The following is a 12,619-nucleotide window of genomic DNA, read 5'->3' on the forward strand; positions in this document are numbered from 1 at the left end:
TCGTTCCCGCGCGCGGTCGAGGGTGCGGGGCCGCGACGGATGAGCCGGGCGCCGGCGGCCGTGTCAGCGCAGCGAGCGGGTCATGGCGAGCTCGCGGCCGATCGACGTGGTGAACTCTTCGCCCGTCGCGATGAATCCCGCGCGACGATACGCGGCCTGGGCGCGCCCGTTGTCGACGTGCACGTCGAGCGACAGCGTCTCGAATCCGAGCGCGCGGGCCCAGTCCGCGGCAGCGTCGAGCAGGGCGTCGATGGCCCCGGAGCCGCGGTGCGCCGGGTCGACGAAGACGCCGACGATCCCGGCGTGCGCCTCGGTCCGCCGACGGCCCGTGTGGTCGACGTCGCCGGCCCGGCGCACGAGCACCGTCGCCGATCCCGCCCACTCGCCCGCGGTCTCGACCACGAACATCGCGCCCGCGTCGCCGCTCGCGCCGCTCGCCGCGCGGGCATCCCAGAACGCGGGATCGCGCGCGATCTCCTGCTCGTAGGTGGTCAGGAACGCCAGGGCGGCGTTCGGATCACGGACAGCACGCAGCCGCAGTTCCCGGACGCGCGCGCCCTCGTCCGCGCGCACACGGCGCGCGGCGGGGGTCACGCACCGACCTCCTGGTAGGCCGCGAAGAGCAGTGACTCGTCGGGAGCCTGCAGCACGGTGGGTCGAGCGAGGTCGTCGAGCACGATGAAGCGCAGCATGCCGCCGCGGCTCTTCTTGTCGCGCTGCATCGTCGCCTTGAGCGTCTGGAAGGCGCCCGCACGGTACGACGTGGGAAGACCCAGCGACTCCAGCACCGTGCGGTGACGCTGCGCCACCTCGTCGGGAAGACGGCCGGCCAGGCGCGACAACTCGGCGGCGAACACCATGCCGACCGAGATGGCGGCACCGTGGCGCCAGCGATAGCGCTCGGCGTGCTCGATGGCGTGGCCCAGGGTGTGACCGTAGTTCAGGACCTCGCGCAGACCCGCCTCGCGCAGGTCTTCGCCGACGACGCGCGCCTTCATGTCGATGGCGAGCTCGATGCAGCGGCGGAATCCGTCGCCCCGCGGATCGACGATGTTCTCGGGGTCGGCTTCGATGAGGTCGAGGATCTCGGGATGCCAGATGAAGCCGGCCTTGACCACCTCGGCGAACCCGGCGGTCGACTCGTTTCGCGACAGGGTCTCGAGCAGGTCGAGGTCGCAGACGACCGCGACGGGCGGCCAGAAGGCGCCGACGAGGTTCTTGCCCTCGGCGGTGTTGATCCCGGTCTTGCCGCCCACGGCGGCGTCGACCATGCCGAGCACGGTGGTGGGCACCTGCACCAGCGCGACGCCGCGCAGCCAGGTCGCGGCGACGAAGCCCGCGAGGTCGGTCACCGCTCCCCCGCCGAAGCCGATGACCGCGTCCGTGCGGGTGAAGTCCGCCTGCCCCATCACCTGCCAGCAGAACGCGGCCACTTCCACGCGCTTGCCCGCCTCGGCATCCGGGATCTCGGCGAGCAGAACCTCGCGATCGCCCACGAGCTGCGCCCGCAGCGCCTCGGCTTGAGCCGCGAGCGTCGGCGGGTGCACGATGAGCACCTTGCGGGCCGCCGGCGGCAGCTTCTCGCCGAGCGAGGCCAGCAGGCCGCGTCCGACGGTGATGTCGTAGCCGGGGTCGCCGGCGACGCTGATGGTGGTGGTGTCGGTCATGCCGTCTCTCCGGCCGGCACACGGCGTGCCCAGGCCACGATGTCGTCGACGACCCGCGCGAGCGGGCCCGACGAGGTGTCGAATACGATGTCGGCGGCCTCTTCGTACACGGGCCGTCGTTCATCGAAGATGCGCTGCCACCGGGCCACGGGGTCTTCGCCGCCCAGCAGGGGTCGCTCGTCGCCATGGATCCGCGACGCCACGACGTGCATCGCGACGGTGAGGAGCACGACGCGGTGCGCGTGGAGCCGCTCGCGGGTCACGGGGTCGAGCACCGCTCCCCCACCCAGCGCCACGACGCCGCCGCGGGCCAGTGCCTCGGCCACGGCGTCGCGCTCGAGCGCGCGGAAGTGGGCCTCTCCGTGCGCGAGGAACAGATCGCGGATCGGCCCGTGGTCGCGCACGACGATCTTGTCGGTGTCGGCGAAGGGCTCGCCGAGCGCGCGCGCCACACGGCGCCCCACGCTCGTCTTGCCCGCTCCCATGGGGCCGATGAGCACGAAGGCGCGGCCGTTCGCGTCAGCGCCGGTCGAGAGGCCGCCCGTCGCGTGCTCGGGCGCGACCTCAGGCGAGGTCATGCGCGAGCAGCGCGGCGTCGGACGCGTCGGTGGTGCGCAGCGTCTCGGGCAGGTGGGCCAGGTACGTCTCGAGGTTGCGTCGCGTCTCGGCGATGTTGTCGCCGCCGAACTTCTCGAGCACCGAGTCCGCGAGGGTGATGGCCACCATCGCCTCGGCCACGACACCCGATGCGGGCACGGCACAGACGTCGGAACGCTGGTGGTGGGCGGCGGCGGTGTCACCGGTGGCCACATCGACCGTGCGCAGGGCCTTGGGGATGGTCGCGATCGGCTTCATGCCGGCGCGCACGCGCAGCACGGTGCCGGTCGACATGCCGCCCTCGGTGCCGCCCGCGCGGTCCGACGAGCGCGTGATGCCCTCGCCGGTGGCGAACAGCTCGTCGTGTGCCTGCGAACCGCGGCGCGTGGTCGTGAGGAAACCGTCGCCGACCTCGACACCCTTGATCGCCTGGATGCTCATGATGGCCTGGGCGAGCTTGGCATCGAGGCGCCGGTCCCACTGCACGTGCGAGCCGAGCCCCGGGGGCAGGCCGTAGGCGAGCACCTCGACGACGCCGCCGAGCGTGTCGCCGTCCTTCTTCGCGGCGTCGACCTCGGCGACCATCGCGGCGCTCGTGTCGGCGTGGAAGCAACGCAGCGGATCGGCGTCGAGCAGGTCGACGTCGTCGGGGGTCGGCAGCGCGGCGTCGTCGGGAACGCGCACGGGGCCGATCGAGAGGGTGTGGCTGACGAGGCGGATGCCGAGCTCGCCGAGGAACGAGCGCGCGATCGCGCCGAGCGCCACGCGGGCGGCGGTCTCACGGGCCGATGCGCGCTCGAGGATCGGACGGGCCTCGTCGAAGCCGTACTTCTGCATGCCCACCAGGTCGGCGTGGCCCGGGCGCGGGCGCGTGAGGGCGGCACCGCGTCCGCGTGAGCGGTCCGACAGCTCGACGGGCTCGGGGCTCATCACCTCGGTCCACTTCGGCCACTCGGTGTTGCCGATGCGGAGCGCGATGGGGCTGCCGATGGTGAAACCGTGCACGATGCCCGTCGACAGCGACAGTTCGTCTTCTTCGAACTTCATGCGCGAGCCGCGGCCGTAGCCCAGTCGGCGTCGCGCCAGTTCGGCGCGGATCTGCGCGGACGAGATGGGAACGCCGGCGGGCATCCCCTCCATGAGGGCGATCAGTTCGGGGCCGTGGGATTCGCCGGCCGTGAGAACGCGAAGCATGGACCTAGTCTCCCATGAGCGCGGTGCGCATCGCGGCCAGGACGGCGTCCTCGCGATCCACGGGGCGCGAGGGGTCGCCCCCGACGAAGACGCGGACCTGCAGTAGAGCCTGGTGCAGCAGCATCGTCAGACCGTCGTGGGCGGGTCGACCGGCGCGTTCCCACTCCCGCGCGAGCGGGGTGGGCCAGCCGCCGTAGACGACGTCGACGAGGGGTCCCGACGTGGATGCCAGGGCCTCGGCGAGGGGTCCGAGATCGGTGCCGCCGGGAAGAGCCGCGATCGTGGCATCCACGGGCTCCCCGTCCGAGGCGGGGTCGGCGAGGGCACGGACGCGCACGTCGATCCCCAGCTCCGGCCCGAGCGCGCGGAGCGACGCGGCCGCCTCGACGCGCCGGGCGCGCACCTCGACGACGCCGGCGCCCGCCCGCGCCGCGGCGACGACGGCCGAGGTGGCGGTCGCTCCCGCACCGAGCACGCGGATCACGCCCGGCGCGCGAACCCCGAACTCGTCGAGCGCGCGCGCGAGCCCGCCCACGTCGGTGTTGAAGCCGCGCGGACCATCGGCGTCGAGCAGGTAGGTGTTCACCGCCCCGGTCCGTCGGGCGTCGTCGTCGAGCGAGACGGCACTGCGAGCGGCGACGTGCTTCAACGGCATCGTGAGCGAGAGGCCGCGCCAATCGGCATCCAGTCCGCTCAGCGCAGCCGGGAAGCCCGCCTCGTCCACCCGTTCGCGGCCGTAGTGCCAGTCGAGTCCGAGCACCTCGTAGGCCGCCGCGTGCAGTCGGGGCGACCGCGAATGCGCGATCGGGTCGCCCCACACGGCGAGGCGCGTGCGATCGGTCAGCATCCGCCGTCGGGGTTCGCCGCGCACCACGCCTGCCACTGGGCGACGGCCTTCTCGTGCTCGCTGTAGGTCGAGGTGAAGACCGTCTCACCGGTGTCGAGGTTGACGGTCACGAAGTACAGCCACGGACCGTCGGCGGGCTTCATGGCCGCGTCGATCGCGAGGTCGCCGGGGTTCGCGATCGGACCGACGGGCAGGCCCGGGTACATGTACGTGTTCCACGGGTTGTCGGAGTTGCGCGCCTCGGTCGAGGTGCTCACCGAGCCGCTACCCATCTCGCCCGCGCCGTACTGCACGGTGGAGTCCATCTCGAGCTTGCCGAACGTCTCTTGGTTCGTCGGCTGCAGACGGTTCTCGATCACGCGCGAGACCTTGTAGAAGTCCTCGCTGCTGCGCGCCTCGCGCTCGATGATCGAGGCGACGGTGAGGATGCGCTCCCGATCGGCTTCGGGCACCCCGGCGGCGTCCAGCGACTGGATGGTGCGCTGCACCATGCGCGTGATGACGTCTTTCGCGGTGACGCCCTCGTCGAAGTCGTACGTGGCGGGGAAGATCCACCCCTCGAGGGTGCCGGCGGGCACGCCGTACTGCGAGGGATCGGCGGCCGCGGCGGTGAGCTCCTCACGCGGGATGCCGATCTGCTCCGAGATCAGGTCGAGCGACTGGTTGAGGGTGAGCCCCTCGCGCAGCTGCACGGAGTTGTCGAGACGGTTCGCCGGGTCGCGGAGCGCCGTGAGCACGGCCTCGGACGTCATCTGCTGCTGCAGCTGGTAGATGCCCGGCTGGAACGTGAAGACGACGGAGTTGTCGAGCATGTACTTGTACAGCGAGTTCGAGGCCTTGGTGATCCCCGCGTCGAAGAGCTTCGGCGAGACCGACTCGCCGGTGTCACCCGCGACGATCGTGACGCGGGCTTCGCCCGTCGCCTGACCGGCGTCGAACTCGATCGGCTCGCTCGTGCCGAAGAACGCCTGTACGCGCGTGCCGTAGGTGTTCCACAGCGCGAAACCTCCACCCACGATGCCGGCGAGGAGGAGAAGGACCACGCCGAGGGCGATCCAGCCGCCGATGCGACGGCGCTTCTTCGGCGGACGCGGCGGCGGGGAGCCGATGTCGTGCGTGGTGGTCTCGCCGGTGAAGAGCTCCTCGAGTGATCCGGATGCCACCGGACCCCGCGACGCGGACGCGGCCGACGCACCGACGCCGGCGCCGACCAGAGCGGGCTCACGGTCGCGCGACGGCTCGGTCGTCCGGGGCGTCTCGGTACGGCGAGCGGCGTCGGGACGCCGGGCGGCGGGGACGTCGGTCGACGCGCGGCGCGGCGACTCGGCGGAACGCGGGGGGGCGGCGGGGGCATCGGCGCGTCGGGCGGCGTCGAAGCGCCGTGTGACGGGGGGCTCGGCCGCTGCGGTCGGGCGGGGAGCCTCGGCGCGAGGCGCGGAGACGTCATCGCGCGCCGCGGCCACGGCCGGGAGGGGCGCCGGGGCGTCGCCGGCGGCCGGGCGTGACGCGTCGTCGCCGACGGCGGATCGCGGGGCGTCCACGGGGCGCGGGGCGGCGTCGGGAGCGCCCGCGGCGGGCGCGGGGGACGACGGCGTGGCGGTGTCCCCGACGGTCGAATCGCCCTGCGCGGGGGTTTCCGACACGTTCGAGTCCGCCGCCGAGGTGGCGGTGGGACCGGTCGCGGCGCGGCGGGCCTCGCGGGCGGCGCGGCGCGGCGAGAGGGTCTCTCCCTCGGCACCGTCCGGCGTCGAGGCGGCAGACGGGCGTGCGCCCGTGCGCGGGTCGGGAAGGCGCCCGTACAGATCAGCGAACGGATCGTTCTCGGGAGGCTGGTTCTCGGGCATGTCAGGCGGGCTCCTGTCCCGGTGAGACGGTGGGTCCGGCCGGCTCGCCGGACTGTCGCTCCACGTCGAGCGCCTGCTGCAGCAGCACCACGGCGGCGACTTGATCCACAATGCTACGAGACGCTCGCTGGGAACGGCCTGCCTCTCGCAGGACGCCGTGCGCCGACACCGTGCTCAGACGCTCGTCGACCAGGCGCACCGGCATCGGCAACGCCTCGGCGAGGGCGGCGGCGAACGCGCGGGCGTCGGTCGTCGACGGGGTGTCGTCGCCCCGGAGGTTCAGCGGCAGGCCGACCAGCACCTCGAACGCCTCGTACTCCGCCGCGAGCCCGACGATCCGCCGCACCGGCTCACCCTTTCGCGGCACGGTCTCGACGGGCACGGCGAGCACGCCGTCGGGGTCGGAGCGGGCTACGCCCACCCGGGCGCGCCCGACGTCGATCCCCAGGCGGATACCGCGCCGGAATCCCGTCACGCGGCGGTCGCCCGCACGTCGGTGACGATGCCCTCGAGCGCCGTCGGCAGGGCCGCGGCATCCGTTCCGCCGCCCTGGGCGACGTCGGGGCGTCCGCCACCTCCACCGCCGAGCACGCCCGCGGCATTCTTGGCGAGGGCACCCGCGGCGAGGCCGCGCTCGCGCGCGCCCTCGTTGGTGACGACGACCACCGTGGCGCGCCCGCCGGCGACCGAGGCGAGAGCCACGACGGCGGGGTCGGACCCCAGCCGATCGCGCACCTGCAGGGCGAGCGAGCGCACATCGTCGGCCGAGGCCCCCTCGCCGAGGCTCTGGGCGACGACCCGCACGGCGCCGACCGCGACGGCCGACTCGACGAGCTGCGGCAGACGCCCGCTCAGGGCCTGAGCCTCGAACGCGGCGATCTTCTTCTCGGCGGCCTTGAGGCTGGCCGCGAGGTCGGCGATGCGGGTGGTGAGCTGTTCGCGCGGCGTCTTCAGGCTCGAGCTCAGCTGCGACACGATCGCCCGCTCGGCGGCGAGATCGCGGAACGCGTCGAGCCCGACGAGCGCCTCGACGCGGCGGTTGGAGGCACCGACGGACTGCTCCCCCACCAGGTTGACCAGGCCGATCTCGGAGCTGCGGGCGACGTGCGTGCCACCGCAGAGCTCGCGCGACCACGGTCCGCCGACGTCGACCATGCGCACAGTGTCGCCGTACTTCTCACCGAACAGCGCCATGGCACCCGCGGCCTTCGCCTCGTCGAGCGACATCACGCGCGTGGTGACCTCGAGGTTGTCGCGGACGGCGTTGTTGGCGATGTCCTCGATCTCGGTGCGCGTCTCGGGAGACAGCGCGGCGCCCCAGCTGAAGTCGAAGCGCATGTAGCCCGCGCGGTTGAGCGAACCGGTCTGCGTGGCGCTCTTGCCGAGCGTGTCGCGGATCGCGGCGTGCACGAGGTGGGTGGCGGTGTGCGCCTGCTGCGCCGAGTGGCGGTTGAGGGCGTCGACGACGGTCGTGGCGCGGGCGCCCACCGACACCTCGCCGGTGCTGACCTCGACGGTGTGGCTGACGAGGCCCGGAACGGGACGCTGCACGTCGAGCACCTCGAGCTCGTACCCGGGGCCGACGATCACGCCCTTGTCGGCGACCTGGCCACCCGACTCGGCGTACAGCGCGGTCTCGGCGGTGATGATCTCGGCGATCTGTCCCTCGGCGGCGCGGTCGGTGCCGCGGCCGTCGATCAGGATGCCGAGCACCGTCGACTCCGTCTGCAGTTCGGTGTAGCCGGTGAACACCGTCTCTCCGAGCGCGCGGAACTCGCGGTAGGCGCTCTGGTCGGCGATCGTTCCCTTGCGGGCGCGGGCATCGGCCTTGGCGCGGGTGCGCTGCTCGAGCATGAGCTCGTCGAAAGCGGCGCGGTCGACGGACAGGCCGGCTTCTTCGGCGATCTCGAGCGTCAGGTCGATCGGGAAGCCGTAGGTGTCGTGCAGGAGGAAGGCCTCCGAGCCCGACAGCGTCGTGCCCCCGTCGTTCTTCGCCTCGACGACGGACTGATCGAGGATCGCCGAGCCGGCGGCCAGCGTGCGCAGGAACGTCTGCTCCTCGGCGATCGCGTAGGCCGAGAGGCGCGCGTAGTCGGTGCCGACCTCGGGGTAGGACTCCTTCATCGCATCGCGCGAGGCGGCGAACAGCTCGGGGAAGGTCGCACCCTCGACGCCCAGCAGGCGCATCGAGCGGATGGCGCGGCGCATGATGCGACGCAGGATGTACCCGCGGCCCTCGTTCGAGGGCGTGACGCCGTCGGCGAGCAGCATGAGCGAGGAACGCACGTGGTCGGCGACGATGCGCAGGCGAACGTCGTCCTCGTGCGACTCGTGGCCGTAGGCCTTGCCGGCCAGCTTGGCTGCCAGGTCGAGCACGGGGCGCACCTGGTCGGTCTCGTACATGTTGTCGACGCCCTGCTTGAGGAACGCGATGCGCTCCAGGCCCATGCCGGTGTCGATGTTCTTGGCGGGGAGCTCGCCGACGATGTCGAAGTCGTACTTCGAGCGCACGTTGGTGATCTCGTACTGCATGAACACGAGGTTCCAGATCTCGACGTAGCGGTCGTCGTCGGTGGCGGGGCCGCCGTCGATGCCGTACGCGGGTCCGCGGTCGAAGAAGATCTCGGAGCAGGGGCCGGCGGGACCGGGAAGACCGGTGGACCAGTAGTTCGTGTCCTTGCCCAGACGCTGGATGCGCTCCTCGGGCAGGTCGGTGAGCGAGCGCCACAGATCGTGCGCCTCGTCGTCTTCTTCGTAGACGGTGACCCACAGGTCTTTCGCGTCGAAGCCCAGGCCGCCCTCGGATTCGGGCGAGGTCAGCAGTTCCCAGGCGAAGCGGATCGCGTCTTCTTTGAAGTAGTCGCCGAACGACCAGTTGCCGAGCATCTGGAAGAACGTCCCGTGGCGGGGGGTCTTGCCGACCTCTTCGATGTCGTTGGTGCGGATGCACTTCTGCACGTCGGCGGCCCGGGGGTACGGCGGCGGAACGACACCGCTGAGGTACGGGATGAACGGCACCATGCCCGCCACGGTGAAGAGCAGGGCCGGGTCGTCGGTGACGAGCGAGGCCGACGGGACGATCGTGTGATTCTTCTTCTCGAAGAAGTCGAGGAAGCGCTGGGCGATCTCGGCGGTTTTCATGGCGGGTCTTTCCGTGCGCGTGAGGTATCGGCCCCGCCACGCGGAACCCGATGCCGGGGAGGTCAGTCGGAGGGCGAAGCGGCTTTCTTGGCGGCTGCTGCGGCCTCGTCGACGGCGTCCGCTGTCTTGTCGACCGCCGAGGAGGCCACGCTCTTGACGTCGTCGATGATCTCCGACAGACGCGTCTCCTGCTGGCGGTACGCGTCGCTCATGTGATCGGTGAACTCGCCGATGCGCGAGTCGAGCTGGGCGAGGACTTCCTGCCCGCGGGGGTCCTTGTTGACCATGTGGGCGGCGACGAATCCGCCGACGATGCCCAGGGCGAACCAGACGAGGCTTCTCACGATCACCACTTCTTCCTCGATACGACGCCGCGGTCGCGGCATCCCTCATCGTAGGCGACCACCCCTGTCCGCCGCGAAAGAGGGATCGATGGATGCCGTGCCCGCCGGCATCCGAGGGCGATCGGGCGGTGAGCGGGGAGCGCGTTCGGAACGAAAGAAGGGCGCCGGGAGAACCCGGCGCCCTTCAGCTCGCTGAGATCAGCGGGCGGCGTAGTACTCGACGACGAGCTGCACGTCACACGTGACGGGCACCTCGGCGCGCTTGGGGCGACGGAGCAGGCGAGCCTGCAGCGTCGCCAGGTCGACCTCGATGTAGCCCGGAACGGGGGGCAGCACTTCGGCGTGCCCACCGGCGGCGGCGACCTGGAAGGGCTCGAGGCCCTCGCTCTTGGTCTTGACGTGGATCATCTGGTTCGGCTTGACGCGGAACGACGGGCGGTCCACGAGCTGGCCATCGACCATGATGTGGCGGTGCACGACGAGCTGGCGAGCCTGCGCGGTGGTGCGGGCGAAGCCCGCGCGCACGACGAGGGCGTCCAGACGCATTTCGAGCAGCTCGACCAGGTTCTCACCGGTCAGGCCGTCGGTGCGGCGGGCCTCGTTGAACGCGATGCGCAGCTGCTTCTCGCGGATGCCGTACTGCTCGCGCAGACGCTGCTTCTCGCGCAGACGAACGGCGTAGTCGCTGTCGGCCTTGCGCTTGGTGCGACCGTGCTCACCCGGAGCGTAGGGACGCTTCTCGAGGTAGCGGGCGGCCTTGGGGGTGAGCGCGATGCCGAGGGCTCGCGACAGACGCACCTTACGGCGGTCCTGAGACTTCGTGGTCACGAAGTGCTCCTTCCGATGACGCGGCCGCGCCTTTCGCGGCTCGCGGGCGTATCGCCCCCTTCCGCCCGATCCGAAGCGCACGCCGGGGCGCACCGGAAGGTGATCACTGGAAGGAGGGGATGCCCGAAAACCCTGTTTCGAGCCGGTTCATGCTATCAGAGCACTCGGCGAGACCCCTGCGCGGGTGTCACTGCCCGTCGAGGATGCGGCGGATCTTCTCGAGCCGTGCCGAGACATCGCGCTCGGTGCCGTGGTTCGTGGGCTCGTAGTAGCGCTTGCCCCGCAGCTCGTCGGGAAGGTACTGCTGCGTCACGATGCCGATCTCGCTGTCGTGGGCGTACTTGTAGCCCTTTCCGTGGCCCAGGCGCTTGGCGCCCGGGTAGTGGGCGTCGCGCAGGTGCATCGGGACGCGTCCGAAACCGCCGGCGCGCACATCGGCGATCGCCGCATTGATGGCGTTGTACGCGGCGTTGGACTTGGCCGTGGTCGCGAGGTACACGGTCGCCTCGGCGAGCGGGATGCGCCCTTCGGGCATGCCGATGAACGCCACGGCGTCGGCCGCGGCGACCGCGATCTGCAGGGCCTGCGGGTCGGCCATGCCGATGTCTTCGGCGGCCGAGATGACGAGGCGTCGGGCGATGAAGCGCGGGTCCTCCCCCGCTTCGATCATGCGGGCGAGGTAGTGGATCGCGGCGTCGGGGTCGGAGCCGCGCACCGACTTGATGAACGCGCTGATCACGTCGTAGTGCTCGTCGCCCTGACGGTCGTATCTGAGCAGAGCGCGGTCGACGGCTTGGGCGATGTGGTCGGCGGTGATGACCGGCAGATCGTCGGCGGGACGCGAGGGGTCGTCTGTCCCGGCATCCGATTCGTCGTCGTCGTCATCGTCATCGCCGTCGGCGGCACGGGTGGCCACCGGCGCGGCGACGCCGCCGTCGTCACCGGCGACCGCGGCGGCGGCCTCGAGGGCGGTCAAGGCGCGACGGGCGTCGCCCGATGCCAGGCGCACCAGCGTGGCGCGGGCCTCGTCGTCGAGCACGACGCGCCCCGCGAGTCCGCGCGGGTCGGTCACCGCCCGATCGACGAGGGCGCCGAGGTCGTCGTCGCCCAGGGGGCGCAGCGTCAGCAGCAGGGAGCGCGAGAGCAGCGGGGAGATCACCGAGAACGAGGGGTTCTCGGTCGTCGCGGCGATGAGCACGACCCACCCGTTCTCGACTCCCGGGAGCAGGGCGTCCTGCTGGGCCTTCGTGAACCGGTGGATCTCGTCGAGGAAGAGGATGGTCGACTGCCCGTACAGGTCGCGCTGCGTCAGCGCCTCTTGCATGACCTCGCGAACGTCCTTCACACCCGCGGTGATCGCCGACAGCTCGACGAAACGACGCCCCGACGAGCGCGCGATGGCCTGTGCCAGCGTGGTCTTGCCCGTTCCGGGAGGACCCCAGAGGATGACCGACACCGCCGAGACGGATGCCGAGGAGTCGGTGGTCGCGAGGGTGACCAGCGGAGAGCCGGGGCGCAGCAGGTGACCCTGGCCGGCGACCTCATCGAGGCTGACGGGTCGCATTCGCACCGCGAGCGGGGTTGAGCCCTGGAAGAGGGCGGAGGCACGGGTCACTGCTCCAGGCTAACCGGGGCCTCCGACACCGGAGCGAGCAGCGGTCCCCGCCGCTCTCGTCGGAGGCCGCCGGACGACCGCCGGCACCTCGGTCCGTGGGGCCCGTGCGTAGGATCGAGGCGTCCGAGCGCGAGGAGGTCGATGTGGCGACGCGGGGGAAAGACCGTCAGACACGGGAGCAGCGCGAGCGCGCGCGGGTCTACCAGGCGCGCCTCGAGCTGCACGAACGCCAGGGGCGTCGGCGTCGCCGCGACACCGTGATCGGCGTCGTCGTCGGACTCGCGGTCATCCTCGGTGCCGGGGCCGCTCAGACGTTCTACTTCGTCGCGGGTCCGGGCGCACCCGTGCCCGCCGTCACCGATGTGCCGACCCCGGCGCCGACGGCCGTTCCCGAGACGCCCGCACCGGTGCCGACGGAGTGAGCCGGGGCGGCATCCTGTTCCGCGGGTGCGGCCCGTACTAGGCTCGGAGAGTCCTACTCCCCCAGGCGGTTCTGCCGCGATGAGGTGCTACCCGTGACTTCCGCTCCCACCCCCGAGACC

General features: G+C 71.7%; 12 protein-coding genes. 1 reads left to right on the forward strand and 11 read right to left on the reverse strand.

Annotation, left to right across the window (positions count from 1 at the left end; translation table 11 throughout):
• Positions 1 to 63: 63 nt before the first annotated feature.
• From IFU19_RS04510 to IFU19_RS04560, 11 genes are all read right to left on the reverse strand, one after another.
• Entirely contained in the window at positions 64 to 594 is a 531-nt protein-coding gene (locus tag IFU19_RS04510; protein WP_192013029.1) for a GNAT family N-acetyltransferase, read from the reverse strand.
• The gene (gene aroB, locus IFU19_RS04515; protein ID WP_191915110.1) at positions 591 to 1,667 is read right to left on the reverse strand and encodes a 3-dehydroquinate synthase; all 1,077 of its coding nucleotides are present in this window, start codon (positions 1,665 to 1,667) and stop codon (positions 591 to 593) included. Before aroB ends, IFU19_RS04510 begins: the two co-directional genes overlap by 4 nt.
• Positions 1,664 to 2,152, reverse strand: coding sequence for a shikimate kinase (locus IFU19_RS04520; RefSeq protein ID WP_055837939.1), 489 nt, complete (start codon positions 2,150 to 2,152; stop codon positions 1,664 to 1,666). The genes aroB and IFU19_RS04520 overlap by 4 nt, the downstream gene beginning before the upstream one ends.
• 79 nt (positions 2,153 to 2,231) lie before the next feature.
• Positions 2,232 to 3,458 carry a chorismate synthase gene (aroC, locus tag IFU19_RS04525; protein WP_055837339.1) on the reverse strand — a complete coding sequence of 409 codons (1,227 nt, stop codon included), beginning with the start codon at positions 3,456 to 3,458 and terminating at the stop codon, positions 2,232 to 2,234.
• Between the two features lie 4 nt (positions 3,459 to 3,462).
• A complete protein-coding gene (locus tag IFU19_RS04530; RefSeq protein ID WP_191915108.1) occupies positions 3,463 to 4,305 on the reverse strand; it encodes a shikimate dehydrogenase family protein in 843 nt (280 codons plus the stop codon).
• Complete coding sequence (gene mltG, locus IFU19_RS04535; protein WP_192013030.1) at positions 4,299 to 6,149, reverse strand: endolytic transglycosylase MltG; 1,851 nt, start codon at positions 6,147 to 6,149, stop codon at positions 4,299 to 4,301. The genes IFU19_RS04530 and mltG overlap by 7 nt, the downstream gene beginning before the upstream one ends.
• A 1-nt stretch (position 6,150) precedes the next feature.
• Positions 6,151 to 6,624: a Holliday junction resolvase RuvX gene (gene ruvX, locus IFU19_RS04540; protein WP_192013031.1), complete on the reverse strand. Its 474-nt coding sequence runs from the start codon at positions 6,622 to 6,624 to the stop codon at positions 6,151 to 6,153.
• A complete protein-coding gene (alaS, locus tag IFU19_RS04545; RefSeq protein WP_191925657.1) occupies positions 6,621 to 9,290 on the reverse strand; it encodes an alanine--tRNA ligase in 2,670 nt (889 codons plus the stop codon). The genes ruvX and alaS overlap by 4 nt, the downstream gene beginning before the upstream one ends.
• A gap of 62 nt (positions 9,291 to 9,352) precedes the next feature.
• The gene (locus IFU19_RS04550; protein ID WP_192013032.1) at positions 9,353 to 9,640 is read right to left on the reverse strand and encodes an ATPase; all 288 of its coding nucleotides are present in this window, start codon (positions 9,638 to 9,640) and stop codon (positions 9,353 to 9,355) included.
• Positions 9,641 to 9,832: 192 nt separating this feature from the next.
• Complete coding sequence (rpsD, locus tag IFU19_RS04555) at positions 9,833 to 10,462, reverse strand: 30S ribosomal protein S4 (protein WP_055837326.1); 630 nt, start codon at positions 10,460 to 10,462, stop codon at positions 9,833 to 9,835.
• A gap of 187 nt (positions 10,463 to 10,649) precedes the next feature.
• Positions 10,650 to 12,077 carry a replication-associated recombination protein A gene (locus IFU19_RS04560; protein WP_156459430.1) on the reverse strand — a complete coding sequence of 476 codons (1,428 nt, stop codon included), beginning with the start codon at positions 12,075 to 12,077 and terminating at the stop codon, positions 10,650 to 10,652.
• A gap of 143 nt (positions 12,078 to 12,220) precedes the next feature.
• On the opposite strand from IFU19_RS04560, the gene IFU19_RS04565 reads away from it, so the two are divergent.
• On the forward strand, positions 12,221 to 12,499 hold the full coding sequence (locus IFU19_RS04565) for a dioxygenase (protein WP_192013033.1): 279 nt from the start codon (positions 12,221 to 12,223) through the stop codon (positions 12,497 to 12,499).
• Positions 12,500 to 12,619 lie beyond the last annotated feature (120 nt).

It is taken from the genome of Microbacterium sp. CFBP 8794 (genome assembly GCF_014841235.1).
GTDB lineage: Bacteria > Actinomycetota > Actinomycetes > Actinomycetales > Microbacteriaceae > Microbacterium.